This is a genomic window from Streptomyces minutiscleroticus (assembly GCF_014650875.1).
Classification (GTDB): domain Bacteria; phylum Actinomycetota; class Actinomycetes; order Streptomycetales; family Streptomycetaceae; genus Streptomyces; species Streptomyces minutiscleroticus.
The window spans coordinates 419,558-446,336 of sequence record NZ_BMVU01000002.1; the positions used below are offsets into that span (position 1 = coordinate 419,558).

General features: G+C 73.2%; 22 protein-coding genes. 8 read left to right on the plus strand and 14 right to left on the minus strand.

Annotation, left to right across the window (positions count from 1 at the left end):
- Window positions 1-27: 27 nt before the first annotated feature.
- Complete coding sequence (locus IE271_RS04970; protein ID WP_190188909.1) at window positions 28-1,068, minus strand: NAD(P)-dependent alcohol dehydrogenase; 1,041 nt, start codon at window positions 1,066-1,068, stop codon at window positions 28-30.
- Between the two features lie 172 nt (window positions 1,069-1,240).
- Here IE271_RS04970 and IE271_RS04975 point away from each other — a divergent pair, with 172 nt between their 5' ends.
- Window positions 1,241-2,173, plus strand: coding sequence for a helix-turn-helix domain-containing protein (locus tag IE271_RS04975; protein ID WP_190188910.1), 933 nt, complete (start codon window positions 1,241-1,243; stop codon window positions 2,171-2,173).
- A 75-nt stretch (window positions 2,174-2,248) separates the two neighbouring features.
- Here the strand turns inward: IE271_RS04975 and IE271_RS04980 are convergent, their stop codons facing one another.
- The 6 genes from IE271_RS04980 to IE271_RS05005 all read right to left on the minus strand — a co-directional run bounded on the left by IE271_RS04980 (window position 2,249) and on the right by IE271_RS05005 (window position 10,890).
- Entirely contained in the window at window positions 2,249-2,992 is a 744-nt protein-coding gene (locus tag IE271_RS04980; protein ID WP_190188911.1) for an antibiotic biosynthesis monooxygenase, read from the minus strand.
- A gap of 98 nt (window positions 2,993-3,090) precedes the next feature.
- Window positions 3,091-6,381 carry a S8 family peptidase gene (locus IE271_RS04985; RefSeq protein ID WP_373308713.1) on the minus strand — a complete coding sequence of 1,097 codons (3,291 nt, stop codon included), beginning with the start codon at window positions 6,379-6,381 and terminating at the stop codon, window positions 3,091-3,093.
- A 284-nt stretch (window positions 6,382-6,665) separates the two neighbouring features.
- Window positions 6,666-7,349: an ABC transporter ATP-binding protein gene (locus tag IE271_RS04990; protein WP_190188913.1), complete on the minus strand. Its 684-nt coding sequence runs from the start codon at window positions 7,347-7,349 to the stop codon at window positions 6,666-6,668.
- 48 nt (window positions 7,350-7,397) lie between these two features.
- A complete protein-coding gene (locus IE271_RS04995; RefSeq protein WP_190188914.1) occupies window positions 7,398-8,873 on the minus strand; it encodes an ABC transporter permease in 1,476 nt (491 codons plus the stop codon).
- A gap of 176 nt (window positions 8,874-9,049) precedes the next feature.
- Window positions 9,050-10,312 carry a L,D-transpeptidase gene (locus IE271_RS05000; RefSeq protein WP_190188915.1) on the minus strand — a complete coding sequence of 421 codons (1,263 nt, stop codon included), beginning with the start codon at window positions 10,310-10,312 and terminating at the stop codon, window positions 9,050-9,052.
- A 200-nt stretch (window positions 10,313-10,512) separates the two neighbouring features.
- A complete protein-coding gene (locus IE271_RS05005; RefSeq protein WP_190188916.1) occupies window positions 10,513-10,890 on the minus strand; it encodes a hypothetical protein in 378 nt (125 codons plus the stop codon).
- Between the two features lie 110 nt (window positions 10,891-11,000).
- Here IE271_RS05005 and IE271_RS05010 point away from each other — a divergent pair, with 110 nt between their 5' ends.
- On the plus strand, window positions 11,001-11,417 hold the full coding sequence (locus IE271_RS05010) for an LAETG motif-containing sortase-dependent surface protein (protein WP_190188917.1): 417 nt from the start codon (window positions 11,001-11,003) through the stop codon (window positions 11,415-11,417).
- 43 nt (window positions 11,418-11,460) lie between these two features.
- Here IE271_RS05010 and hutH read toward each other — a convergent pair whose 3' ends face one another.
- The 3 genes from hutH to IE271_RS05025 all read right to left on the minus strand — a co-directional run bounded on the left by hutH (window position 11,461) and on the right by IE271_RS05025 (window position 15,430).
- On the minus strand, window positions 11,461-12,999 hold the full coding sequence (gene hutH / locus IE271_RS05015; RefSeq protein ID WP_190188993.1) for a histidine ammonia-lyase: 1,539 nt from the start codon (window positions 12,997-12,999) through the stop codon (window positions 11,461-11,463).
- A gap of 188 nt (window positions 13,000-13,187) precedes the next feature.
- Window positions 13,188-14,339 carry a GGDEF domain-containing protein gene (locus IE271_RS05020; RefSeq protein ID WP_190188918.1) on the minus strand — a complete coding sequence of 384 codons (1,152 nt, stop codon included), beginning with the start codon at window positions 14,337-14,339 and terminating at the stop codon, window positions 13,188-13,190.
- A 284-nt stretch (window positions 14,340-14,623) separates the two neighbouring features.
- On the minus strand, window positions 14,624-15,430 hold the full coding sequence (locus IE271_RS05025) for an enoyl-CoA hydratase/isomerase family protein (protein WP_190188919.1): 807 nt from the start codon (window positions 15,428-15,430) through the stop codon (window positions 14,624-14,626).
- Between the two features lie 1,181 nt (window positions 15,431-16,611).
- Between IE271_RS05025 and IE271_RS05030 the strand changes: the two genes are divergently transcribed.
- Entirely contained in the window at window positions 16,612-17,178 is a 567-nt protein-coding gene (locus tag IE271_RS05030) for a hypothetical protein (protein ID WP_190188920.1), read from the plus strand.
- Window positions 17,179-17,357: 179 nt separating this feature from the next.
- Here the strand turns inward: IE271_RS05030 and IE271_RS05035 are convergent, their stop codons facing one another.
- Both IE271_RS05035 and IE271_RS05040 read right to left on the minus strand, forming a co-directional pair.
- Window positions 17,358-18,560 carry an adenylate/guanylate cyclase domain-containing protein gene (locus IE271_RS05035; RefSeq protein WP_190188921.1) on the minus strand — a complete coding sequence of 401 codons (1,203 nt, stop codon included), beginning with the start codon at window positions 18,558-18,560 and terminating at the stop codon, window positions 17,358-17,360.
- Window positions 18,561-18,727: 167 nt separating this feature from the next.
- Window positions 18,728-19,603, minus strand: a complete 876-nt coding sequence (locus tag IE271_RS05040) for a biotin--[acetyl-CoA-carboxylase] ligase (RefSeq protein WP_190188922.1) — start codon at window positions 19,601-19,603, stop codon at window positions 18,728-18,730.
- A 195-nt stretch (window positions 19,604-19,798) separates the two neighbouring features.
- On the opposite strand from IE271_RS05040, the gene IE271_RS05045 reads away from it, so the two are divergent.
- From IE271_RS05045 to IE271_RS05055, 4 genes are all read left to right on the plus strand, one after another.
- On the plus strand, window positions 19,799-21,403 hold the full coding sequence (locus IE271_RS05045; protein ID WP_190188923.1) for an acyl-CoA carboxylase subunit beta: 1,605 nt from the start codon (window positions 19,799-19,801) through the stop codon (window positions 21,401-21,403).
- Between the two features lie 14 nt (window positions 21,404-21,417).
- On the plus strand, window positions 21,418-21,636 hold the full coding sequence (locus IE271_RS05050) for an acyl-CoA carboxylase epsilon subunit (RefSeq protein WP_190188924.1): 219 nt from the start codon (window positions 21,418-21,420) through the stop codon (window positions 21,634-21,636).
- Between the two features lie 103 nt (window positions 21,637-21,739).
- Entirely contained in the window at window positions 21,740-21,868 is a 129-nt protein-coding gene (mmpB, locus tag IE271_RS43245; protein ID WP_268256168.1) for a morphogenic membrane protein MmpB, read from the plus strand.
- A 22-nt stretch (window positions 21,869-21,890) separates the two neighbouring features.
- Window positions 21,891-22,505 (plus strand): nucleoside triphosphate pyrophosphatase, encoded by a 615-nt coding sequence (locus IE271_RS05055; protein ID WP_190188925.1) that lies wholly within the window; start codon window positions 21,891-21,893, stop codon window positions 22,503-22,505.
- Between the two features lie 131 nt (window positions 22,506-22,636).
- Here IE271_RS05055 and IE271_RS05060 read toward each other — a convergent pair whose 3' ends face one another.
- Window positions 22,637-23,155 carry a hypothetical protein gene (locus IE271_RS05060; protein WP_190188926.1) on the minus strand — a complete coding sequence of 173 codons (519 nt, stop codon included), beginning with the start codon at window positions 23,153-23,155 and terminating at the stop codon, window positions 22,637-22,639.
- A gap of 354 nt (window positions 23,156-23,509) precedes the next feature.
- Between IE271_RS05060 and IE271_RS05065 the strand changes: the two genes are divergently transcribed.
- Window positions 23,510-25,282 carry an acetyl/propionyl/methylcrotonyl-CoA carboxylase subunit alpha gene (locus IE271_RS05065; RefSeq protein WP_190188927.1) on the plus strand — a complete coding sequence of 591 codons (1,773 nt, stop codon included), beginning with the start codon at window positions 23,510-23,512 and terminating at the stop codon, window positions 25,280-25,282.
- A 391-nt stretch (window positions 25,283-25,673) separates the two neighbouring features.
- Here the strand turns inward: IE271_RS05065 and IE271_RS05070 are convergent, their stop codons facing one another.
- Window positions 25,674-26,642: a DeoR/GlpR family DNA-binding transcription regulator gene (locus IE271_RS05070; RefSeq protein ID WP_190188928.1), complete on the minus strand. Its 969-nt coding sequence runs from the start codon at window positions 26,640-26,642 to the stop codon at window positions 25,674-25,676.
- Window positions 26,643-26,779: the final 137 nt, after the last annotated feature.

The window sequence follows — 26,779 nt, forward strand, 5'->3', positions numbered from 1 at the left end:
GGCGGGACGGGAGGCGGGTCCGACGGCTCAGATCGTCGCGGCGTCGATCACGAAGCGGTAGCGGACGTCGCTCGCCAGCACCCGCTCGTACGCCTCGTTGATCTCGGACGCGGAGATCAGCTCGATCTCGGCGCCGATCCCGTGCTCCGCGCAGAAGTCCAGCATCTCCTGGGTCTCCCGGATGCCGCCGATCATGGAACCGGCGAGGGTCTTGCGGCCGCCGATCACGGAGAAGAGGTTGAGCGAGATGGGCTCCTCGGGGGCGCCCACGTTCACCAGCGCGCCGTCCGTCTTCAGCAGGGACAGGTACGCGCCGAAGTCCAGCGGCGCCGACACCGTCGACAGGATGAGGTCGAAGGAGCCGCGCAGCTTCTCGAAGGTCTCCGGGTCGCTGGTGGCGTAGTAGTGGTCGGCGCCCAGCTTCAGGCCGTCGTCCTTCTTGCGCAGGGACTGCGACAGCACCGTCACCTCGGCGCCGAGCGCGTGCGCGATCTTGACGCCCATGTGGCCGAGGCCGCCCATGCCGAGGACGGCGACCTTCTTGCCGGGACCGGCGTTCCAGTGCTTCAGCGGGGAGTACGTGGTGATGCCGGCGCACAGCAGCGGCGCGGCGACGTCGAGGGACAGCCCGTCCGGGATGCGGAGGGCGAAGTCCTGGTCGACGACGATGTGCGTCGAGTAGCCGCCGTAGGTCACCTCGCCGTCCCTGCCGACGGCGCCGTACGTCTGCACGTTGCCCTTGGCGCAGTACTGCTCCAGACCGGCCTTGCAGTTGTCGCACTCGCGGCAGGAGTCGACCATGCAGCCGACGCCCGCGTGGTCGCCGACCTCGAACTTGGTGACACCGGAGCCGACCTCGGTGACGACACCGGCGATCTCGTGCCCCGGCACCATCGGGAAGATCGCCTCGCCCCAGCCCTCACGGGCCATGTGGATGTCCGAGTGGCAGATGCCCGCGAACCTGATCTCGATGAGGACGTCGTTCTCCCCGACCTCGCGGCGCTCGATGGTGGTGCGCTCCAGAGGGGCCTTGCCTGCGGGGGCGGCGTACGCGGCGACGGTGGTCATGCCTCTTCCAATCCTGCCGAGGAGTCGTGGACCGGCCGGACGTTCCGTCCGGCACTTGTGCCACTCTGCCTCCTCCTGTGACATCCACCCAGGTCACAGCTTTGCGTACGTCCAGTGGTCCTACTACTGGCGGGGTCAGGCTGACGTGCGTACGACCGGGGATACTGGGTCTATGGACCAGCAGCATCCTCTCGCCACGGACTCCTCGGACGGAACCGGGGAGGCCGGCCGCGCGCTGGACCGGCGTGCGGAGCTGAGCGAGTTCCTGCGCACCCGCCGGGCGCGGCTGAAGCCGGAGGACGTGGGGCTGCCGGACTTCGGGCGGCACCGCCGGGTGCCGGGGCTGCGGCGCGAGGAGCTGGCGCAGCTGGCCGGGGTCTCCGTCGCGTACTACACCCGGCTGGAACAGGGCAACGGGCGCAACGTGTCGGCCGAGGTGCTCGACTCCATCGCCCGCGCGCTGCGCCTGAGCGACGCCGAGCACGCGCACCTGACGCATCTGGCGAGGCCGCGGCCGCAGCGCAGGAAGCACGCGTACCGGGCGCAGCAGGTGCGGCCGTCCCTGCGGCAGCTGCTCGACACCTTCGAGGGCACCCCCGCGTACGTCACCGGGCGGCGTACGCAGATCCTGGCCTGGAACCGGATGGCCGCCGCCCTGTTCGGCGACTGGTCCGAGCTGCCGGCGCAGGAGCGCAACTGGGCGCGCCTGGTGTTCCTGCGGCCCGACTACCGCCAGTTGTTCGCCGACTGGGAGTCCAAGGCCACGGACATCGTCGGCATGCTGCGGATGAACGCGGGCCGCCACCCGGACGACCCCCAGCTGTCGGCGCTGGTGGGCGAGTTGTCGGTGAAGAGCCCGGAGTTCCGGCAGCTGTGGGCACGGCACGACGTCAAGGAGAAGTCCCACGGTGTGAAGGCGCTGCGCCATCCGCTGGTGGGCGACCTGACGCTGAACTTCGAGTCGTTCCAGCCGCCGGCCGAGCCGGAGCAGATGCTCATCACGTACCACGCGGAGGCCGGTACGCCGTCCGCGGAGGCGCTGCGCCTGCTGGCGAGCTGGGGCGCGGACGCGACCCGCGCGGGGACGGGCACGGCGCCGGCCTGAGGACGCGCGGGCGGCGGCCGCGCAGCCGTCGCCGCAGCCGCAGCCGACGCCGCGTCCGGTGCGCCGGACCGCCCCTCACGTCTCCTTCGGCCGCTGCGGCCCCGCCGGGCCCGCCGCGTCCGACGCGGAGAAGTGCGCGACGCGCCGCGTGGTCCGCTCGACGTGGGCGAGGAACGCCGCCCGGAACTCGGCGTCCGCCGGCAGGCCGGCCTCGTCCGCCGCGTCCTGGAGCAGGTTCACCCAGCGGCGCCGCTGCGGCTCGGTGAGGGTGCGGCCGAGGTGGCGGGCGATCACGTGGTCGGGCCCGCCGGGCTGCTCGAGGTCCGCGACCGGTCCGCCGGCCGCCTCGCCGAGCCGGAGCGCGATCTGCTCCGCCTGCTCGGGCAGGAGGCCCGCGAAGACCGGCGCCAGGACGTCGTCCTTCAGGGCCCTGTCGTGGAAGACCTCGACGAGCCGGGCGAGGGCCTCGGGGCCGCCCGCGCGCTCGTGGAGGGCCGGCACGGCGCCGCCCGTGCCGCGCACCGTGGTCGGCGTGTAGTGGCGCATCTCCTCGATGCGGCCGGTGAACGGCTCGACCTCGGCGAGGAAGTCGGGGAACAGCTCCGAGGTGCGGAACCCCTCGACGTACTCCTCGGCCGAGGTCCACACGATGCGCAGCACGAAGTGCTCGAAGTCCTCCTCCCAGCGCGTCAGCTCGTACTCGACGCACTGCGGGGCCGCCGCCAGGTGCGCGACGGCACGGGTGTAGGCGGCCAGGAACTCGGCCGACTGCTCCTCGGGGATCCGGTAGCGGATGTACTCCACGGTTCGCACGGTCATACGCCCATACGAACACGGACGGCCCGCCGGAGAAAGAATCTCCGGCGGGCCGCCCCGGCGCGTCAGCGCTCGGCGAACCGGTTCAGCGGGCCGAGGGCTCACTTCCCGTAGTACGCGTTGTAGATCGACACCACCGACTCGTTGCCCTTCTTGTCGGTGATTTTGGCGCGGTAGGAGATCGCCTTGCCCTTGGCCGGGTTCTTGTAGGTGACCTTGCCGCTCTTGACGGTGAGCTTGGTCCACTTCTTGCCGCCGTCGTACGACACGTACACCGACAGCGACTTCAGGTTCTTGCCGGCGGCCGTGCCCTGGACGGTGACCGGGACGGTGACCTTCTTCCCGGCCGTCGCGCGGTTGGTGTCGTCGAGCGACGGGCTGAAGCGGGCCACGGAGGCGGGCAGCTTCACGCCGTCGGTGCCGGGCTTCTTGGAGCGGAACGTCCAGCTCGCGTCGATGCGGGTGGAGGCCGCGGCGATCCTGGAGCTGCGCTCGACCGACGTGGTCAGCTTGTACGCGGCGTCCCCGGACGGGACCGTGAACTCCTCCCCGAACAGCGGGTCCTTGTTGGTGCCGACCTTCTTGCCGTTGCGGTAGAGGGTGGTGCTGACCGAGGTGAAGTCGGACGAACCCGCGTGCTTGCTGCCGTCGGCGAACAGCGGCAGCGAGCCGTAGAGCGTGTTGCCCTCGCGGAAGAGGCCGTGGTCCGCGCCCAGCGCCGGGCCGAAGACCGCCTTGTTGAAGGTCTTCGTGTACTTCTTGCCCGCCTTGAAGGTCTGCGGGTCACCGAGCGAGTAGTAGGCCTCGGGGACCGGGAGGCCCTGGTCGTCCTTCTTGCCCGAGTACTGCGTGAAGTCGAACGTCCACCGGACCTTGTCGGACGTCGAGAGGTACAGCGTGCGCGAGCTCCGCAGCTTCTGCTCCACGGCGGAGCCGAAGACGGCGTTCTCGGGGAGGACGCCGATGACGTCGAGGCCGCCGGTCTTGCCCGCCGCCCCGGACGCGAGGTCGTTGCGCACCGTGGCGAACTCGCCCGCCTTGTAGTGGCGGACCTTGTCCGGCACGATCTTCTTGACCTCGGCGGTGGTGGCCACGTCGTACTCGGCGGAGCCGCCCTTGGTCCACTGGCCGCCCCACGTCTGCTGCAGACCGCTCGCCTCCGGGCCGAGGTGGGCCATGCGCACGTTGGCGAAGGTGTCGAGGCCGACACTGATGGCGATGCCCGCTGCGTCGTAGACGTAGTCGATCGACGCGGACACCTGCTTGGCCTTCTTGTCCGGCACCGTGATGTCGGCCGCCTTCGTCCTACGGGCGTCGAGCGTCACGGTCGTGTTCTTCGTGACGGCCAGCTTCGGCTGGACCAGCCAGTCGATGCCGCCCTTGAAGGTCTCCAGGTCCTTGGCGATCCAGGAGTCCAGCAGGTACGTGCCCTTGGGCACCCGCAGGGTCGCCGTGCCGGAGCCGGTGGCCGGGACGGTGTAGCCGCGGTCCGCTCCGAGCCCCGAGTAACCGTCCAGCGTGGTGTTGTGGACGTCCGTCGGCCTGCCGTCCCTGCCGATGTGCTCGAAGGTGACGTCGTACGACTCCACCTCGCGCTGCACGGCGGCCGCGGTGCGCACCGTCCGGCCGCCGCCCGTGGCGGTCACGTACGCGGAGTACGCGCCGTCGACGGTGCCGCCCAGCCTGGTGTCGGCGGTCAGGTCGACGGAGGCGGTGCCGCCCGCCGGGACCGTCACCGTGTCCGCGCCGAGCGTGAAGAACCCGGCGGGAGCCGCCTGGCCCTTGGGGCCCGTGCCCGCGACCGACAGCGTGAGGGTGACGTCCTCCTCTCCGAGGTTCCTGTACGTCACCCCCTTGGTCACCGGGGTGTCGTCGGTGTGCGGCCACTGCTGGGTGCCGAAGCTCACCGACACCGGGTCGGCGATCACCGTCTGCTCGAGCGCCCTGTCCACCTGGATACGGCCGGTGCCCTGCTGGAACGGGGTGTACGCGCCGCCCTTGGCGGACGCCGTGAGGGCGCCCTTGAGCTCGGCGTACGTCCACTCCGGGTGCCGCTGCTTCAGGATCGCCGCCGCGCCCGCGACGTGCGGGGTCGCCATCGACGTGCCGTCGATCGTCACATAGCCGGCCGGGCTCTCGCCGACCTCCCGCGCGATGACGCTGCCCTTGGCGGAGGCCGCGGTGATGGCCACACCCGGCGCCGTCACGTCGGGCTTGATCTGGCCGTCCGCGCCGGGACCACGGCTGGAGAAGTCCGCGAGCTTGTCGTTGTCGTCGACGGCGCCGACCGTGAGCGCGGCGGCCGCGCTGCCCGGGGAGCCGACGGTCTGCTCACCGAACTCGCCCTCGTTGCCCGCGGCGACCGCGAAGAGCACGCCCGTCTCGGCGGAGAGCTTGTCGATCTGCGCTTCCAGCGGGTCGGTCCCGGGCGTGTCGAGGCCGCCCAGGCTGAGGTTCACCACGTCGGCGCCCTGCGCGGCGGCCCACTCCATGCCGGCGAGGATGCCGGAGTCCTCGCCGTAGCCGGAGTCGTCGAGGACCTTGCCGTTGAGCAGCTCGGCCCCCGGGGCGACGCCCTTGTACGTACCGCCCGACTTCGCGCCCGTGCCCGCCGCGATGGAGGCGACGTGCGTGCCGTGGCCGTAGGCGTCGTTCGTGCCCTTGGCGGCGGAGAAGTTCTTCGCCGCGACGACCTGGCCCTTGAGGTCGTCGTGCGTCGCGTCGATGCCGGTGTCCAGGACGGCGATCCTGACACCCTTGCCGTCGTAGCCGGCCTTCCACGCCGTGGGCGCGCCGATCTGCGGTACGGACTTGTCCAGGCTCACCCTGCGGATGCCGTCGAGCCAGATGCCCGCGATGCCGGAGGCGGTGGTGCCGTCGGTGTCGGTCACCGCGTTCCACAGCTCGTGCGCGTCGCCCTTCGGGGTCTGGACCGCGTCCGCGTTCAGGGCCTTCAGGGTGCGGCGGACCTGGGTGCCGCCCGCGTCGCGGACGTCCTCGCGGGCTCCGGCGGCGGCGCCCTTGTAACCGACGATCACCTTCAGGCCCTTCTTCTGGGCCTTGCGGGTCACGGACTTGTTCAGCACCGTGATGTCGAACAGCCGCTGGTCGAGCTTGCCGGTGGCGATCAGGCGGGCCGCGTCGGCGGGCACCACGAGGGTGTGGCCGTCGGCCCTGCGTATCCGGAAGGGTATCCCCTCCCGGCCCTTCGCCCGCTGCACGCCCACGGGGCGGCCTTTCCCGTCGACGACGACGCGGTCACCCGTGATCAGGGTGATGCGGTGGTTCCCGGCGGTGGTGCCGGCCGTACCGGCGCCGTTCGCGAGCCGGGCTCCGGCCGACGCCGGGCTGGTCAGGCCCGCCGTCAGCGCCACGGCGGCCGCGGTGGCCACTGCGGCAGCGCATGCTCTCTTCACTTGTCTGCGCAAAACTCCCCCTGGAGCTGAAGTCCGGACGAACGAGACCGCCCGTCCGGCCAGGGGGAATCCCCGCACGCAGCCGTACGCACCCCCCGGTGCACGCAGTATGCCGGGGAGGTGATCGCGTGCTCAATAGTGTGACGTGTGTGAAGAGTTGACTGATTAGCTACGCAACCGATCGGAAATCACCGAATCGTCAGGCGCTGACCGCATCGCCCCGGGCAGGCATCTGCCCTTGTACGCCGCCTCCGGACGCATCACGCCCCCGCGTTCTCCTTCACCGTGATCCTCCCCTTGCGGATGGTCACGAGGCGCGGGGCCTTTTCGGCCAGGGACGAGTCGTGGGTGACCATCACGAAAGTGAGCCCGTGCTCCTTCCACAGGCCCTCCAGCACGTCCATGATCTCGTCGCGCGTGGACTCGTCGAGGTTGCCGGTGGGTTCGTCGGCGAGCAGCACCTTCGGCTGCTTGACCAGCGCGCGGGCGATCGCGACGCGCTGCTGCTGCCCGCCGGACAGCTCCGACGGGAGGTGGCCGAGCCGCTCGCCGAGACCGACCGACCTCAGCGCCTCGGCGGCCCGCTCCCGCCGCTCCCCCGCCTTCAGCCGCAGCGGCACGAGCGCGGTCTCGACGTTCTCCTGGGCGGTGAGCGTGGGGATGAGGTTGAAGCTCTGGAAGACGAAGCCGATCTTCTCGCTGCGCACCTGGGTGAGCTTCGCCTCGGAGAGCTTCGCCAGGTCCGTGCCGTCGAGGCCGATGCTGCCGGCGGTCGGCCGGTCGAGTCCGCCGAGCATCTGCAGCAGGGTGGACTTGCCGCCGCCGGTGGGGCCCTGGATGACGAGCCGGTCGCCGTCCGGGATGGTCAGGTCGACGCCGGCGAGCGCGTCGACGGTGGCCTTGCCCCGTGTGTAGCGCTTGGTGACGCCTCTGAGTTCGTACATGGTGCAGCTCCTGGGACTGGGATACGGGAGGGGGGCCGGACTGCCGGACTACTCGACGCGGCGCAGGGCGTCCGCGGGCCGCAGCCGGGAGGCGCGCCAGCCGCCGAACGCGCCCGCGATCAGGCCGCCGGCGACCGCGAGGCCGACCGCGACGGCGATGGTGGTGAGGCCGACGGGCGCGGTCAGCGCGACCTCCAGGGCCTGGGACGCCTGCCGGCCGGGGCCGCCGCCGCCCATGAAGCCACCGCCCCCGCCGGGACCGCCCGCGCCGCCGCCACCGCCGGTGGCGCCGACCTGCGCCTGCAGCGTGGGGCTGATCGCGGTGACGGCGTACGCGCCGGCCAGACCGAGGGCGATGCCGAGGACGCCGCCGACCAGTCCGTTGACGACGGCCTCGCCGACGACCTGCCGGGTCACGCGGCCGGAGCGCCAGCCGAGCGCCTTGAGGGTGCCGAACTCGCGCACGCGGCGCGAGACCGCCGAGGAGGTCAGCAGCCCGGCGACCAGGAAGGCGGCCGCGAGGACCACGGCGGACAGCCACTTGCCGACGTCGGAGGCGAGGTCGGAGGCGGTCGACAGGGAGCCGGAGACCGTGTCGGCGAGGTCGGCGGAGGTGGTGACGGTCGTCCCCGGGATGTTCTCCTGGATGGTCGACTTCACCGCGTCGATCCGCTGCGAGTCGGACGCCCTGACGTAGATCGTGGTGACCTCGTCCTGGGAGTCGCTCAGCGTCTGGGCCTGCTCCAGCGGGAGGTAGAGGTCGGCCGCCGCGTCCCCGCTGTCGGGCGTCGCGATGCCGACGACCTCGAACTTCGTGCCCTTGACGGTGACGCTGTCGCCGAGGTCGAGCTTCTTCTCCTTCGCGTAGGAGGCGTCGGCGACGACGACCTTCGCGTCCGTCTCGGAGGTCTTGAAGGTACGGCCCTCGGTGATCTTCGAGGAGGTCAGCGGGCCCAGGGCGGGCTCGGTGACGTCCGTGCCGTAGACCGTGTAGCTGTCGACGTCGAAGTCGGCGCCGCCGCCCTGGACCCGGCCCTGCGGCTGGCCGCCGGACCCACCGCCGCCCGGACCGCCCTGCCGGCCGGAGCCCTGGTCCTGCTGGAGCTCGCCGCGCCGGAACTGCCCGCTGACCTTCACCACGTTCAGGCTCAGCCCGCCGACGGCGTCCGCGACGCCCTTCTGGCCGCCGACCTTCGTCACCGTGCCCGCCGCCAGGGTCTGGAAGCCCTGCACCATGACGCGGTCGCTGCTCTGCTCCTCGTCGGAGTCGCCGTCGCGGGCGTCGAACTCGAAGCGCGGCCCCCGCCGCTCCCCCTCCTGAGGCGCCTGGGCCGCCTTGGTGACGGTCATGTCGGTGCCGAGCCCGTACAGCGACTGCAGGACCTTGCCCTGTGCCTTCTCCATGCCGGACGACACGGAGGTGACCACGATGACCAGCGCGATGCCCAGCGCGAGGCCGGAGGCGACGACGAGCGCCGCCTTCCTGCGGCGGCGCAGCTCGCGCCTCAGATAGGTGAAGAACATGGCGGCAAGGTAGGGACGGCGCGTGATGAAGACGTAAGGCCGGCATAAGAGAACGATGAGAAGCCTGTGGCCGCGCCGGGCCGGCGCTCCGGCCCCGGGAACGCCGACGGCGCCGGTCCCCCTCCGGAGGGGGACCGGCGCCGTCGTACGAGGTGCCGGCCGGGAGGCGCGCGGCGTCAGACCGCCGAGCCCTGCTTCCAGGTGGCCCAGTCCATGTTCCAGCCGTTGAGGCCGTTGTCCGGGGCGATGGTCTTGTCGCCGGTGTTCTTGACGACGACCACGTCGCCGATCAGCGAGTTGTTGTAGAACCAGGCGGCCGCGGTGTTCGGGTCGTTCGCGCCCTTGGTGTCGGACAGGCCGACACAGCCGTGGCTGGTGTTCACCGAGCCGAAGATGGACTTCGCGCCCCAGTAGTTGCCGTGGATGAAGGTGCCGGAGGTGGACAGGCGCATGGCGTGCGGCACGTCCTTGATGTCGTACTCGCCCTCGCCGTCGTCGTCGGTGAAGCCGACGGTCGCGCCGTTCATCCGGGTCTCCTTGAACTTCTCGGAGATCACCATCTGGCCCTCGTACGTCTTGTTCTCCGGCGAGCCCGCGGAGATCGGGATGGTCTTGACGACCTTGCCGTCGCGCATGACCTTCATCTGCTTGGTCTGGGCGTCGACGACGGAGACCTGGTTGCGGCCGATCGTGAAGCTGACGGTCTTCTGCTGCACGCCATAGACGCCGTCCGCGCCCTCGACGCCGTCGAGGGACAGCTTCAGGGTGACCTTGGAGCCGCCCTTCCAGTACTCCTCGGGCCGGAAGTCCAGGCGGTTGGCGCTGAACCAGTGGCCGACGACCTCCTGGCCGGAGCTGGAGGTCACGGTGACGCCCTTCTGCACCGCGGCCTTGTTGGTGATCGCCTTGTCGAAGTTGATCGAGACCGGCATGCCGACGCCGACGGTGGAGCCGTCCTCGGGCGTGAAGTTGCCGATGAAGCTGTTGGCCGGGGAGACCGTGGTGAACGAGGCGTTCTCGTGGGCCTTGCGGCCCTCCGAGTCCGCGGCCACCGCCGAGATCCTGTACGTGGTGGCGCGCTCCAGCTGCCCGCTGGGCGCCCAGCTCTTCTTGTCGGCCGATATCTCCCCGGGCACGGCCTGCCCGTCCGCGGTCTTCATCGTGACGTCCGTGAGGGTGCCCTTGGCCACGGTCACCTTGGCGGCGTTGTTGATGGAGGCGTTGTCGGAGCCGTCGCCGGGAGTGATCTTGATCTGGGCCTCGGAGCTCTTCTCGGCGGCCGCCTCGTCGGCCTTCGCCTGAGAGGTGGTCCCCCCGCCCGAGTCGCCGTCGGCCTCGCTTCCGCTGCACGCAGAGAGCACCAGTACACCGCCGAGCAGGGCGGACGCGGCCGCCAGGCCCCTGCGCCGCCTACTGTCCGTCATCACACGCTTCTCCATCGTTGCCGAATCCCCAAAACCCCGAGAGTCCCCGTTAAGACTTCAACGCTACGACCGGTTCGTCCCGTTCCACATCCATCGCATGTGTGGGGCACGCCACGTCCCGCGGCGCATGGTGCGTACATCGGTCACCGCGCCTGCTGAGACGACGAAACCCCGGGGGCCGGTTGCCGCCCGGGGTCAAGTTTTCCCCAAGCGCGTCAGCGCACTCCGGCCTCCTCGCCGTCGCGATCGCCGTCACCGTCGTAGCCGCTGTCGTCATCATCGTCGTCGAGGTCCCATTCGAGCGAATCCGGATCGTGGTCGACCTCCTCGCTGCTCCACGACGCCTGCGCGAGGTCGATCCCGGGCACCGCGCTGACCAGGTCGAACGGATCGACGAGATAGGCGAGGGCCTCGGCCGTGTCCTCCGTCACCGCGCTCTCGGCGTGCGCGCGCTCGCCGGCCGGCAGGTCGCCCGCGGCGGCGGAGTCGGCGATTCTGCCCAGCGCGGCCCCGGTGAGGGCCTCGGCGTCAGTGATCTCCAGCACGAGGTCGACGCGAAGCCGGACAAAGGATGATGTCTCAGGAGTGCTCATGGGACGGAGCGTACGGCCCCGGACGCCCACGACTTTCCCGCGACCCGCGCCTTTCATTAGCATCCCCTCATACGGCCAATTCGCCAGCGCCACAAGGGGATCGATATTCAGTGTCCGCCGCTCGTCGCTCGTTGCTGACCGCCACCGCAGCAGGGACCCTGCTGGGCGCGCTGTGGTTCGTCCCGTCCGCGAACGCGACGGTGGACCGGACCGCCCCGGAGGACGTCCTCCGCACCACCGCGACGACGACGTCCACGCGGGCCGGGGCGGACGCGGGGACCGCGGCGTCCACCACGGCGGACGGCACGGCGGACACCACCGCGGTCTCGTCCGTCGCGCGGACCTCTCAGACCTCCCGGGCTTCTCGGACCTCACAGACCTCGTCGACGGACTCCGCGGACGGCGCCCGGCTCGCCGACACCGGCAGCTTCGACACGACGCCGTACGTGGCCGGCGGCACGCTGCTGCTGGGCCTGGGAGCGGGTTTCGTCGTGTACTCGGTGCGGCGGGAGCGCGCGACGGCCTGAGGCCGCACCCGCCCCCGCCCCGACCGCTCCGGCGGCCGCCGCGTCACCTCAGCGGCCCCGTCACCGCCTCCACCGCCGCCAGCAGCCCGCCGGTGCGGACGAAGGCGTCCGCGGCCTCCAGGTCCGGGGCCAGGTAGCGGTCGGGCCCCGGGCCCGCGACCCCCGCCGCGCGGGCCGCGTCGACGACCGCGCGGGTGGCCGGCGCCGGGGTCAGCCCCTCGCGCAGCTCGACCGCGCGCGTGGCGGCGTACAGCTCGACCGCCAGCACGCGCGAGAGGTCGCCGACCGCCGTGCGCAGCTTGCGCGCCGCCGACCAGCCCATGGAGACGTGGTCCTCCTGCATCGCCGAGGACGGGATGGAGTCGGCCGAGGCGGGCACGGCCAGCCGCTTCATCTCGCTCACCAGCGCCGCCTGCGTGTACTGGGCGATCATCAGGCCCGAGTCCACGCCCGCGTCGTCCGCGAGGAACGGCGGCAGCCCGTGGCTGCGGTTCTTGTCGAGCAGCCGGTCGGTGCGGCGCTCGGCGATCGAGGCGAGGTCCGCCGCCGCGATGGCCAGGAAGTCCAGCACGTACGCGACGGGCGCCCCGTGGAAGTTGCCGTTCGACTCCACGCGGCCGTCGGGCAGGACCACCGGGTTGTCGACGGCGGCGGCCAGTTCGCGCTCGGCGACCAGCCGGGCGTGGGCGAGCGTGTCCCGGCCCGCACCCGCGACCTGCGGCGCGCAGCGCACCGAGTACGCGTCCTGCACGCGCGGCGCGTCGTCCTGGTGATGTCCCGTCAGCCCCGAGCCCTTCAGCACGGCGAGCATGTTGGCGGCGGACGCGGCCTGGCCGGGGTGCGGGCGGATCGCGTGCAGCTCGGGTGCCAGCACCTTGTCCGTGCCGAGCAGCGCCTCCAGGGACAGGGCCGCCGTGACGTCCGCCGACCTGTAGAGGACGTCGAGGTCCGCGAGGGCCATGACCAGCATGCCGAGCATGCCGTCGGTGCCGTTGAGGAGCGCGAGGCCCTCCTTCTCGCGCAGTTCCACGGGGGCGATCCCGTGCGCGGCGAGGAGTTCGGCGGCCGGGCGCACCATGCCGTCGGGTCCCTCCGCCTCGCCCTCGCCCATCAGCGTCAGGGCGCAGTGGGACAGCGGGGCGAGGTCCCCGGAGCAGCCCAGCGAGCCGTACTCGTGCACGACCGGGGTGATGCCGGCGTTCAGGACGTCCGCCATGGCCTGCGCGACGGAGGGCCGGACGCCCGTGCGGCCCGAGCACACCGTCTTCAGGCGCAGGAACATCAGGGCGCGGACGACCTCGCGCTCCACGCGGGGGCCCATGCCGGCGGCGTGCGAGCGGACGATGTTGCGCTGCAGCCGCGCCCGCAGTTCGGGGCCGATGTGCCGGGTCGCGAGGGCGCCGAAGCCGGTGGAGACGCCGTACACCGGGTCCGGCTTGGCCGCGAGCGCGTCCACGGTCTCGCGGGCCGCGGTGAGGGCGGTCACCGCCTCGCCGGAGAGTTCGACGCGGGCACCGCCCCGCGCCACGGCGAGCACGTCGGACGCGGTGGCCCCGGAGGTCCCCACCACCACAGTGTGCATATTCATATTCAGGAGCCTACGCAGTGAATCTACGGATGTCACGGGCGGAATACGGAACGGACCCTTACGCCCGGACGACCGCCGTCCGCGGCCGGAGAGGCGTACGGCCGGATGTGCGGCCGGAGCCGTCCGCGGCCGCGGCGGGCGCGCGGCCGGACGCATGACCGGACGCACGACCGGGCGTACGGCTAGGAGCGGCGGCCTCTGAAGCGCCGCCGCTCGCCCGCCCCTTCGGGGGGCGGGGCGTCGGCCAGCCGTACGACCGGGTCCTCCGGACCCTCACCCTCGCGCCCGGCGACCACCGGCTTCCCGGCGCGGACGGCCTTGGCGCGGTACTGCGCCGCGTCCGCGAGCCGGAACAGCCGGCGCGCCGAGAGCACCGGCCCGATCGGGTCCTGGGTCGAGGCGACCCCGCAGGCCACGCCCTCACCGAGCTCCAACTCGGCCGCCCGGCGGCACAGTTCGTCGGCCACCCGGACCACGGCGTCGGCGTCCGGACCCACCGCGAGCAGGCAGAACTCGTCGCCGCCGAGCCGGGCGGCGAGCGCGCCCGGGAGCATCGCGCCGCACAGCGAGAGCACCGAGCCGAACCGTTCGAGGAGCCGGTCGCCCACCGCGTGCCCCCGGGTGTCGTTGACCTTCTTGAGCCCGTTGACGTCGCAGACCACCAGGCTGACCACGGCCCCCTCCCCGCGGTGGCGCTCGACCGCCTCCTCCAGGCAGACGTCCACGGCACGGCGGTTGGCGAGCCCCGTGAGCGCGTCGGTGAAGGCCAGGCGGCGGGCCTCCTCCAGGCGCTCGGTCTGGGCTATCCCGGCGGCGACGACCGAGGCGAGGACGGTGGCGAAGTCGGCGTCGGCGCGGTCGAAGACGGGCTCGCCCGGCGGCCGGGCCACGTACAGCTCGCCCCAGGCGCGGCCGTGCAGCACGACCGGGGCGACGACGCAGCAGCCGCGGCCGCGCCGGCGCAGGGCCGCGACGCGCTGGTGGCAGTACCCGGCCCGCCCGGTCGCGGTGCCGCTCGCGGTCTCGACCCAGGCGTTGGGCCCCCCGCCCCCGGCCCAGCGCTCGTGCAGGAACTCGGTGATCTCCGGGAACTGGTGGACCGGGTAGGCCTCGCCGGTCGGGAACTCCTCCTCGTCCGGCGTCAGCTCCCCCACGTTCGCGAGGACCCGCAGCCGGCCGCACTCGCGCTCCCACACCGAGAGCGCCGCGAAGTTTCCGCCCAGCGCGTCCCGGGCCCCCAGCGCGGCCGCCCGCCAGGACTCGCGCGGAGAGTGCGCCGCCGCCATGCCCTGCGCCAGCGCCACCACGGCCCGAAGGCGTCTGTCCTCACCCATCGTCCCAGGTTAGGTAGTTTTGCCACTCTTTGGGACATCGAGGCGGCGAACAGGGGGCCGCGGGCATGGAAGCGGCACACGGGGGAATACGGGCACGTCACAGCGGCCGGAACACGGTCACGAAGCCCCCGTGCGCGCCTCTGTCCGTGCGCACCCGCACTCGTACGCACCCAGGGTCCGCGCCCACACGCGCCCTGTCCGCGTCCGTGCCGACACAGGCACCCGCACCCGCACCCGCACCCGTGCCTACGCCTACGCCACGGACGGCTCTCCGCCCGGCTTCGCTACTCCCCAGGCCACTGCGGCTTCCGCTTCTCGTTGAAGGCCGCGACGCCCTCGGCGCGGTCGCCGGAGAACGCCACCGAGCGCCAGGCCGCGTCCTCCACCTCCAGACCGGTCCGCAGGTCGAGCCCGTGACCCAGGCGCAGGGCCCGCTTGGCGGCGCGCAGGCCGACCGGCGAGTTCCCGGCGATGCGTGCGGCCAGGGCCAGCGCCTCCTCCCGGTCCCGTCCCTCGTCCACCAGCTCGTCGACGAGCCCCAGCTCGCGTGCCTCGGCCGCCTCGACGCGGCGCGCCGAGAAGATCAGCTCGGCCGCGCGCGCCGCACCGACCCGGCGCGGCAGCAGCTGCGTGCCGCCGCCGCCGGGGATCACGCCGACGGACACCTCGGGCAGCCCCACGACGGCCGTACGGTCGGCCACGATCAGGTCGCAGGAGAGCGCGAGCTCGAAGCCGCCGCCCAGCGCGAAGCCGTGCACGGCGGCGACCGTCGGCACGGGCAGCTCCAGGACGCCGGTGTACGCGGCCCGCGCGGTCGGGCGCTGCCGCACCAGCTCCGCGTCGGTGAGGGAGTTGCGCTCCTTCAGATCGGCGCCGACGCAGAAGGCGCGCTCGTGGGTGGAGGTGAGGACGACCGCGCGCACGTCGCGGTCGGCGGCCAGGGCCTCGCAGGCGGCGGCGATCGAGCGGGCCATCTCCGTGGACACCGCGTTCATGGCCTTGGGCCGGTCGAGGACGAACTCCGCGACGTGCCCGTGCCGCCGTACGACGACGTGCTCCCCGAACCGCCGCCCGGCTTCCTGCTCGGCCATGACACCCTCCTTGTTAACGCGGGTTAACTCCTGTCGTCCAGATCATCGCACCGGGCGCGGCCCGGGAAAAGGCCGGGCGGGAGCACCGCTCCCGGCGCCTGCGTCCATTCCCCGTTCGAGTGAACCGCGCCCGGCCCCGGCCCGCGCCGGACCAGCGCGTGCATAGCCTGCCCAGGCGTGAGCGCGCCGGGGGGCGCCGCCCGCGGCGGGGAGGGATCACCATGGCGAGTACACCGGCGGAAGCGACGGGAGCAGGGGCCGCGGCGTCCGCGGGACCTGCGGGGTCCGCGGGGTCCGAGGAGTCCTCGGGGTCCGCGTCCCGGGAGCGCGGGGCGGCGGACGGCACGGAGAGGACACCGCCGGAAGCGACGCGAGCAGGGGCCACGGCACCCGTGAGGACCGCGGAGGCCACGGGGCCCGCGGAAGCCACGGGACCCGCGAGAACCGCGGAAACCGTACGCCCGTCACGCGAACCGGCGGACGGCGCGGAGAAGACGCCCGCCGAGGGGACGGAGACGGAGTCCACGGGAACCGCAGGAGCCGAGGGAGCCGCGGGTCCCGCGAAGGCCGCGCGGCGGACGCACGGGCCGGCGAAGGGCGCGGAGGGGACTCCGCCGAAGGCGGGGGCGGCAGGGGCCGCCCGGTCCCCGAAGGTCACGCTTCCCCCGCGGCCCGCGAGAACCGCACCCCGGACGACCGAGCCGACCACGGGCGCGCAGAGGACGCCGCCGAAGGCGGAAGCAGCGGGAACCACCCGGTCCCCGAAGGTCACGCTCCCCGCGCAGCCCGCGAGAACCGCACCCCGGACGACCGGCCCGGCGACGGGCGCGGAGAAGGCGCCACCGGCGGCGGCAGCTCCAGGAGCCACCCTGTCCGTCAAGGTCGTACTCCCCGCACGGCCCGCGAGGACCGCGCCCCGGACGCCCGGGCCGCCGGAAGCGGACAGCGCGGAGGGAGCCGCGAGGAAGGCCGCGAAGGAGGAGGCGGAGAGGACGCCCGCCACGGCTACCACCCCAGCCACGGCTGCCACCCCCGCCACCACGACCGTCACCGCCCCCGCCGGCACGGCCGCGACCACGTCCGCCCCTGCCACCGCGGCCTCGACCGCGTCCATGACGGCGGTCGCCTCCGGGTGGCTCCGGCGGGTGCGCGGCCGGCACCGGCGGCCGCGTCCGCGGCGCGTGCTGCTCGCTGCCGGAGGGCTCGCGCTGGCCGCCGGGGCGCTGAGCCTGATGCATCCGGCGGCGGAGTCGCCGGGCGGCGGCGCGGCGGCCGCCCGGGGCCCGGCCGGCCCGGTGCACACGGCACCGGGCCCGGACGGCGACAGCGCGGCGGCGGCCACCGGGAGCACATTCCCGTCGGCTCCCGCCGACGGCACGTCCCGTACGCCCCCACCGGCGGCGGACGGCGAGGGCCGTGGCACGGCCGCGTCCTCTGGCCCCTCGGCGGCGACCGCCTCCAAGGCGCCCGTCCCGACCTCGGCGGACGAGCCGGCGGACCCTCCCGCCAAGGCGTCCGCCCGGCCCCCGGCGGACCGGGGGACGACGACCCCGGCTCCTCCCGCGCACACCCCCGCCCGGCCGACGCCGCGCCCGCCCGCGGCCACCCGGCCGCCGGCCGCGACCACCGCCCCGGCCCCGAGCCGTACGCCCGGGGTCCCGGCGCCCTCCCCGTCCCGCCCCGGCTCCGGTCTGTGCGTGCCGATCCTCGACCTGTGCGTGGACCTCTTCGGCGGTGGACGGCGCTGAGCGGCCGGAGCGCGACGCCACCGGGCGGCCGGAGCGCGCCCGCCGGTGGCGCGGCGGTGCGGGACGCCCCGACGGGCGGTCACGGCCCCGGCCAGGAACCTCCGCGAACGGCACCGGCCCGCCCAGGGCTCCCGGCGCGTCGGCGGGAGGCGTCACCGCTCCGCGCGGCCGCGTCCCGCTCAGGACTCCCGGCGCGTCAGCAGCCAGGGCTCGACCACGCCCAGGCCGCGGACCGGGCGCTGCCACATCGGCTGGAGGGCGAAACGGTACGTCGGGGGCTCCTCGCCCTCCTTCTCCGCCGCGGCGGCCTCCTCCGCCGCCTCCGTCTCCGAGACGGGTGCCTCACCGGTGCGGATCAGCTCCTCGGCGAAGGCGCCGTCCACCAGGACCGCGTCGCGAGGAGCTATGGAGGTGAGCCGGGAGGCCAGGTTCACGGTGGTGCCGAAGACGTCGCCCATGCGGGTCGTCACCGTGCCGAACGCCATGCCGACGCGCAGCTCCGGCATGGTCTCGTCGTTGGCCATCGTCTCGATGAGGCGCAGGGCGATCTCCGCGGCCACGCCGGCGTCGTCCGCCGCGTACAGCACCTCGTCGCCCAGGGTCTTGATCAGCCGGCCGCCGTGCGCGGCGACCAGGTCCGCGGCCGTGGTCTCGAAGGCCTCGACGAGCTCGCCGAGTTCCTCCTCCTCCATGCGGCGGGTCAGCCGGGTGAAGCCGACGAGGTCGGCGAAGCCCACGGCCAGGCGCCGGTCGACCATCTCCTCGTCGTCCCCGGCCTGCACGACGCGGCCGGTCGCGGCGGCGAGCTGGCGCCGCCACACGTAGACGAGGAACTCCTCCAGCTCCGGCAGCAGCAGCTCGATCAGGGGGTACGTCACCTCGGTGCGCGTCATCCCCGGCTCGGGCGGCTCGGTGAGGCCCTCCAGGAAGGAGTCGATCTGCCATTCGGCGAGGCGGGCCGTGGTCTGGCCGGTGGAGCGGGCGACCTGGACGGCCATGGCCTCGCTGAGCAGCCCGGCCTCGACGAGGCCGGCCAGGCGCCGCAGTGCGAGGACGTCCGCCTCGGTCAGGGCTCTGGCCTGGCCGATGTCGGCGAAGCCCATCGCCCGCCAGAAGCGGGACGCCAGCTCCATGGAGACACCGGCGCTGCGGGCGGCCTGGAAGGGGGTGTAGCGGCGCTCGGCCCCGAGGATGAGCTGTTCGAGGCGCAGGGCGAGCGGGTTCTCGCCGGACTGGGCGTCGGGCGCGTCCACCCGGGGGTGCGCCGCCGTCCGCTCGCTCCGCGTGGCCGACGAGTCGGCGGGGGAACCGGCGGTGCGCCCCGGATCACCCTCGGGGGCGGATCCTGCGCCCGTGCCGGAGCCCGAGTCGTCGACGGTCACGCCTGCTGCCCTTCCGATCTGCCACGGTCAGGTATCGACCGGCCTCAACTCTACGGCAGGTGTGCTGTGGCTCACTCCCGAGTCGTCCGGCGCGGCCGCGTCCCGTTCCTCATCAACGGCCACGGGTACCCCTTCGGCCACCCGGCTCACGTGTCCCCTCCGCCGCCTCACGCGTCCTCCGCGGGCCGCAGGTGCACGATGTCGCCCGCGCCGACCGGCTCCTGCACGCCCTTCTCCGTGGCGAGCACGAGGCGGCCGTCGCCGTCCACCGCGACCGCCTCGCCGGTGACGGACCGGTCGCCGGGCAGTTCGGCGCGGACGGTGCGGCCGAGCGTGGCGCAGCCGGCGGCGTACGTCTCCAGCAGTCCCGACTCCCCGGGGTCGCCGCCCGCGGCACGCCAGTCGCCGTACCACTGCTCCAGGGAGCGCAGGACGGCCCGCAGCAGCGGGTCGCGGTCCGTGGTGGCCGCGCCCGCGAGGGCGAGGGACCCGGCGGTGGGGACGGGCAGTTCGTCCGCGCGCAGGGTGACGTTGACGCCGATGCCGATCACGACGCCGTCCGCCCCGGCCCGCTCGGCGAGGATGCCGCCCGCCTTGCGCTCCTCGCCGTCCACCGTGACGAGCAGGTCGTTGGGCCACTTCAGGGCCGTGTCGACGCCCGCGACGCGGGACAGCGCGGTCGCCGTGGCGACGCCGGCGAGCAGCGGCAGCCAGCCGTACCGCTGCACGGGGACGCCGGTGGGGGTGAGCAGCACGGAGAAGAAGAGGCCGGAGCGGGCGGGCGCCGTCCACCGCCGGTCGAGGCGGCCGCGCCCGGCGTCCTGCGCCTCGGCGACCAGGACCGCGCCCTCGGCCGCCTCGCCCGCGGCGGCGCGGGCCACGAGGTCGGTGTTGGTCGAGCCGGTGCGGCGCACCACCTCGACCTCCCGCCACAGACTGCCGCCGCGCACCAGCGCGCGCCGCAGGGACGCGGCGCTCAGCGGCGGCCGCTCCAGGTCCGACCAGGGTCCGTCATGGGCGTCTGAATGATCTCGCGGCGTCATGCAACCCACCCTAGGTGTGGGAAACGCCGCACTGCCGACCGGCGGACGCCCCATTACCCTACGAGTCAGTAGCAATGAGTCACCAGCCAGGCCGAAAACCGCGACCGCCCTCCCCGGTTCCCCGCCGGGTTCACGGGCACGAACCCCCGTACGCCCCTTCACGTCCCCTTTGAGCAGGTAGGGAGCCGCATCCCGATGTCCGAGCAGGAACAGCCGCAACAGGCCGACATCCACACCACCGCGGGAAAGATCGCGGATCTGCGGCGGCGCATCGGGGAGGCGACGCACGCCGGCTCCCAGCGCGCCGTGGAGAAGCAGCACGCCAAGGGGAAGCTGACGGCCCGTGAGCGCATCGGGCTGCTGCTGGACGAGGGCTCCTTCGTGGAGCTGGACGAGTTCGCGCGGCACCGCTCGACCGACTTCGGCCTGGAGAGCAACCGCCCGTACGGCGACGGCGTCGTCACCGGCTACGGCACGGTCGACGGCCGCCCCGTGGCCGTCTTCTCGCAGGACTTCACCGTCTTCGGCGGCGCCCTCGGCGAGGTCTTCGGCCAGAAGATCATGAAGGTGATGGACTTCGCGCTGAAGACCGGCTGCCCGGTCGTCGGCATCAACGACTCCGGTGGCGCCCGCATCCAGGAGGGCGTGGCCTCGCTCGGCATGTACGGCGAGATCTTCCGCCGCAACACCCACGCCTCCGGTGTGATCCCGCAGATCAGCCTGGTCGTCGGCCCGTGCGCGGGCGGCGCGGTCTACTCCCCGGCGATCACCGACTTCACGGTGATGGTCGACCGGACCTCGCACATGTTCATCACCGGGCCCGACGTCATCAAGACCGTCACCGGCGAGGACGTCGGCTTCGAGGAGCTGGGCGGGGCCCGCACCCACAACACCGCCTCGGGCGTGGCCCACCACATGGCGGGCGACGAGAAGGACGCCGTCGAGTACGTCAAGCAGCTCCTGTCGTACCTGCCCTCGAACAACCTCAGCGAGCCGCCCGTCTTCCCCGAGGAGGCGGACCTGGCGCTCACGGACGAGGACCGCGAGCTGGACACGCTGATCCCGGACAGCGCGAACCAGCCGTACGACATGCACACGGTGATCGAGCACGTCCTGGACGACGCCGAGTTCTTCGAGACGCAGGCCCTGTTCGCGCCGAACATCCTCACCGGCTTCGGCCGCGTCGAGGGCCACCCGGTGGGCATCGTGGCCAACCAGCCGCTCCAGCTCGCCGGCTGCCTGGACATCGACGCCTCCGAGAAGGCCGCGCGCTTCGTGCGCACCTGCGACGCCTTCAACGTGCCCGTGCTCACCTTCGTCGACGTCCCCGGCTTCCTGCCCGGCGTCGGCCAGGAGCACGAGGGCATCATCCGCCGCGGCGCCAAGCTCATCTACGCGTACGCGGAGGCGACGGTCCCGCTGATCACCGTCATCACCCGCAAGGCGTTCGGCGGCGCCTACGACGTCATGGGCTCCAAGCACCTGGGCGCGGACCTGAACCTGGCCTGGCCGACCGCGCAGATCGCGGTGATGGGCGCGCAGGGCGCGGTGAACATCCTGCACCGCCGCACGATCGCCGAGGCCGAGGCGAACGGCGAGGACGTCGAGGCGGTCAGGGCCCGGCTCGTCCAGGAGTACGAGGACACGCTCCTCAACCCCTACGCGGCGGCCGAGCGCGGCTACGTCGACGCGGTGGTCCTGCCCTCCGACACCCGGGCCCACGTGGTCCGCGGCCTGCGCCAGCTGCGCACCAAGCGGGAGAACCTGCCCCCGAAGAAGCACGGCAACATCCCCCTCTAGCCCTGGGAGCGGACATGACGATCAAGGTCGTACGGGGCAATCCGACCCCGGAGGAGCTGGCCGCCGCCCTGGCGGTGGTCAGGGCGCGCGCCGCGGCGGCGGAGGCGTCCGCCCCGTCCGGCGCGCCCGAGGAGCCGCGCGCGGACGCCTGGGCCGACCCCGCGCGGGTGGCCCGCGGCCGGCTGCCCGTCCCGGGCCCGCGCGCGTGGGGCCGCACGTACTGGCCCGCCTGACCCCGGTTCCGGCGGGCCGGCCCGGACGCCCGGGACGGTCCGCCGGAGGAGTTGAGTACGCGTACTCAGGCGCCCGGAGCTGCGGGGACGCACGATCGGTTGCATGCTGTGGTCCGACCCCGAGAACGAACCCCCGAAGGAACTGCGCGACATGCAGGACATGCTGCGCCGCCTCGGTGTTCTCGTGGCCCTGGCCATGGTGCTCGTGATGATCGTGATCGGCACCCGGTGAGCGGCGCCGATACGCTGACCGCATGACCGATCAGCGCCGCAGACTCGTGCTCGCCTCGCAGTCCCCCGCCCGCCTCGGACTGCTCCGCCAGGCCGGCCTCGCCCCCGAGGTGATCGTGAGCGGGTTCGACGAGGACGCCGTGACCGCCCCCACCCCGGCCGAGCTGGCGCTCGCGCTGGCCGAGGCGAAGGCGTCCGTCGTCGCGGCCCGGCCCGAGGCCGCGGGCGCCCTGGTGGTCGGCTGCGACTCCGTCCTCGACCTGGACGGGCAGGCGCTCGGCAAACCCGCGGACGCCGAGGAGGCCACGGCGCGCTGGAAGGCGATGCGCGGCCGCGCGGGCACGCTGCAGACCGGGCACTGCGTGTACGACACGACGGCCGGGCGCTTCGTCTCGGCGGTCGGCTCCACCGTGGTCCGCTTCGGCGAGCCGACCGACGAGGAGATCGCCGCCTACGTCGCCTCGGGCGAGCCCCTCCACGTCGCGGGCGCGTTCACCCTGGACGGCCGCTCCGCCCCGTTCGTCGACGGCATCGACGGCGACTCGGGCAACGTCATCGGCCTCTCGCTGCCGCTGCTGCGCCGCCTGCTCGCGGATCTGGGCGTCGGCATCACGGAGTTGTGGGCGCCCCGGGACTGAGCCGGCGCCGGAACCGGGCCCGCCGCCGCGCGCCCGGGCGGGACCGGGGCCGCCGCGCGCCCGGCCCGCGTCCCCGGACCCCCGCCGAGCACGCGGCACCCCGGTAGGCCGTAGGGGCTCCGGTAGGGGCTCTAGGGGGCCGCAGGGGCGGGCGGCCGTGCCGGACCGCCGCTGCCGCCCTCCTTGCCTCCGCTGCCGGCCTCCGTGCCGCCGGGCCCCGGCTCCGCGCCACCGGGCCCCGTGGCGGCTCCGGCGCCCTCGCGGCGGTCGTAGCCCAGCAGCAGGAGGAGCAGCATCCCCAGCACGACCATCATGAACGCGAACGCGCCCCAGCCCACCAGGCCCACGCAGAACGCGCCGAGCAGGGCGTGCACCACCGCGGCGCTGATCAGCAGGATGCGGCCGACGCCCGCCGGGGGCCGGTCGCGCTGGGCGACGCGCAGGGCCACGACCGCGCAGAACGCGAAGTACAGACCGAAGACGATCCCCGCGGCCTTCGACGAGACGGACATCGCGTGCGGGTCGAGGCCCGCGAGGGACATGTCCTGCCGGTCGACGACGACCCCCAGGAGCCAGTTGAGCAGGGCGACCCCGACCCCCTCCAGGAGGAGCACGATCGCCGCCGCCCACGCCACCGGTCTGCGTACCACCGGTCCCACCCACCTTCGGCCGTGTTACCCCAAGTACGTTCGAGACATCGTGAACGCTACTAACGGGTAAACCCCGGGACAAGGGACCCGGCGGGGGCAAAGAATCATTGGGCCATTCGTAGGGACTCCACAAAGAAACCGGGTGGGCCGCAGCACGCTCTCACAGAGACCTTGAGCACACCGGAGGACTAGGGTTCTCCCCAGGACCCCTGCGTACCCTGGTGCGACAAGGGATTTCGCGGTCGAGCGGGCCTCGAATCACGCTCCGTGTGGGCAAGCTCACCATTGAGGACGGGTCGAAACGTCGTGTCGGCCCTCCCTAAACTCAGCTTGTTTCAAGGAGAGGGAGCCAACGTGCGCAAGGTGCTGATCGCCAACCGCGGTGAGATCGCTGTCCGTGTCGCCCGGGCGTGCCGGGACGCCGGGATCGCGAGCGTTGCCGTGTACGCCGACCCGGACCGGGACGCCCTGCACGTCCGTGCGGCGGACGAGGCGTTCGCACTGGGCGGGGACACCCCGGCCACCAGTTACCTGGACATCGCCAAGGTGCTCCAGGCGGCGAAGGACTCCGGGGCGGACGCGGTCCACCCCGGCTACGGCTTCCTCTCGGAGAACGCCGAGTTCGCGCAGGCGGTGCTGGACGCGGGCCTGATCTGGATCGGCCCGCCGCCGGCCGCGATCCGCGACCTGGGCGACAAGGTGGCCGCCCGGCACATCGCGCAGCGCGCGGGCGCCCCGCTGGTCGCGGGCACGCCGGACCCGGTCTCGGGCGCGGAGGAGGTCGTCGCCTTCGCGAAGGAGCACGGCCTGCCGATCGCCATCAAGGCCGCCTTCGGCGGCGGCGGCCGCGGCCTGAAGGTCGCCCGCACCCTCGAAGAGGTCCCCGAGCTGTACGACTCGGCCGTGCGCGAGGCGGTGGCCGCCTTCGGCCGCGGCGAGTGCTTCGTCGAGCGCTACCTGGACAAGCCGCGGCACGTGGAGACCCAGTGCCTGGCCGACACCCACGGCAACGTGGTGGTCGTCTCCACCCGCGACTGCTCCCTGCAGCGCCGCCACCAGAAGCTGGTGGAGGAGGCCCCGGCGCCGTTCCTGTCCGAGGCCCAGCTGGAGCAGCTCTACTCGTCCTCCAAGGCGATCCTGAAGGAGGCCGGCTACGTCGGCGCCGGCACGGTGGAGTTCCTCGTCGGCGCGGACGGCACGATCTCCTTCCTGGAGGTCAACACCCGGCTGCAGGTGGAGCACCCGGTCACCGAGGAGGTCTCCGGCATCGACCTGGTGCGGGAGATGTTCCGCATCGCCGACGGCGAGGAGCTGGGCTACGACGACCCGCCGCTGCGCGGCCACTCCTTCGAGTTCCGCATCAACGGCGAGGACCCGGGCCGTAACTTCCTGCCCGCCCCCGGCACGGTCACCCGCTTCGAGGCGCCCTCGGGTCCGGGCGTGCGCCTGGACGCGGGCGTGGAGTCCGGCTCGGTCATCGGCCCGGCCTGGGACTCGCTGCTGGCCAAGCTGATCGTCACCGGCGCCACCCGCGAGCAGGCGCTGCAGCGCGCCTCGCGGGCCCTCGAGGAGTTCCGGGTCGAGGGCATGGCCACCGCCATCCCCTTCCACCGCACGGTGGTCAAGGACCCGGCGTTCGCGCCCGAGCTGACCGGCTCGACGGACCCGTTCACGGTGCACACCCGGTGGATCGAGACCGAGTTCGTCAACGACATCAAGCCCTTCGCCGCCCCCGCCGAGGGCGAGGCCGAGGAGGACGTCACCCGCGAGACGGTCGTCGTCGAGGTCGGCGGCAAGCGCCTGGAGGTCTCCCTGCCCGCCTCGCTGGGCATGTCCCTGGCCCGCACCGGCCTCGCGGCGGGCGCCAAGCCCAAGCGGCGCGCGGCGAAGAAGTCCGGCCCCGCGGCCTCCGGCGACACCCTCGCCTCCCCGATGCAGGGCACGATCGTCAAGGTCGCCGTCGAGGAGGGCCAGGAGGTGAAGGAGGGCGACCTGATCGTCGTCCTGGAGGCCATGAAGATGGAGCAGCCGCTCAACGCCCACCGCGCGGGCACCGTCAAGGGCCTGGCCGCCGAGGTCGGCGCCTCCATCACCTCCGGCGCCCCGATCTGCGAGATCAAGGACTGACCGCGGCCCACGCCGTTCGGAGCGGTTCACCGACGGCCCCCGGCACCCGCCGGGGGCCGTCGGCGTGCCCGCCGCGCCCCGCACAGCCGCTCACCGGCCCTGGTCCCCCGCTCCTCTGGAACCGGGCGAGGACACCGACGCCCGCCGCGCACCGGGTGCGGGCGGGCGCGTCGGAGGCTCTCCGTTCCCTCGTGGCGGCCAGTGCCGTGACCGGAAAGGTCTGCCGTGGGCTCGCGGCGTCCGGTGCGGTGCGTCGCAAGGCGGAGGACCACCCTCGTAGCGGGCGTACCCGGGTGGCTCCGGCAGCGCGGCGTGGGGTCCCCCTGCTCGAAGAGCCAGGGGGAGTGCCGCGCCGGACGCCGCGAGCCGGTGGACCCTTCCGGTCACGGCACTAGCGGCGCCGCAGGTCGGCCACGCGGGCCCGCTCCCGCTCGTTCTGCTGCTGCTCGCCCAGCACCGAGGCGGCGCTGCGCAGCTGCGGTCCGCCGGCCGGCATCTGGCCCCGGCGCGGACCGGGCAGCGGCACGTCCCGGCGCGGCTGCTGCCGTCCCGCCGGGGCCGCGTCGCCGCCGCCCGCCGAGGACCCGGCCACCGCGATCTGCACACCCTGATCGGCCAGGGCCTGCAGCTCGGTGGCGGCGCGGTCGTCGTGGGCCGGGGGCTCGTCGGTCACCAGCCGGGTGATGACGTCCGTGGGCACCGTCTGGAACATGGTGTCCGTGCCGAGCTTGGTGTGGTCGGCGAGCACGACCACCTCGGCGGCCGCCTGCACGAGCGCCCGGTCGACGCTGGCCGACAGCATGTTGGAGGTGGACAGGCCGCGCTCGGCGGTCAGCCCGCTGCCGGACAGGAAGGCCCGGGAGACCCGCAGCCCCTGGAGCGACTGCTCGGCACCGCTGCCCACCAGGGCGTAGTTGGAACCGCGCAGGGTGCCGCCGGTCATCACGACCTCCACGCGGTTGGCATGGGCCAGCGCCTGGGCCACCAGGAGGGAGTTGGTGACGACGGTCAGCCCGGGCACCCGCGCGAGCCGGCGCGCCAGCTCTTGCGTCGTGGTGCCCGCACCCACCACGATGGCCTCGCCCTCTTCGACGAAGCTCGCGGCGAGGTCGGCGATGGCCGTCTTCTCGGCGGTCGCGAGATGTGACTTCTGCGGAAAGCCGGACTCCCGCGTGAACCCGCCCGGCAGTACCGCACCGCCGTGCCGGCGGTCGAGGAGTCCTTCTGCCTCCAGTGCGCGCACGTCCCGCCGTACGGTCACTTCGGAGGTCTGGACGACGCGGGCGAGCTCACGGAGCGACACGGCACCGTTCGCTCGCACCATTTCGAGGATCAATTGGCGACGTTCTGCAGCGAACACGAAACTGACAGTAACGCCAACGACCGGATGCTTTCAGCAGTTTGCGCCGAATAACAGAAGTTGTTCGCACAGAAGCATGGGAAGTGGTATACGCCCCTACCCCACGGGTAGGCCTTACGGTTGACCGGCCGCTTCCC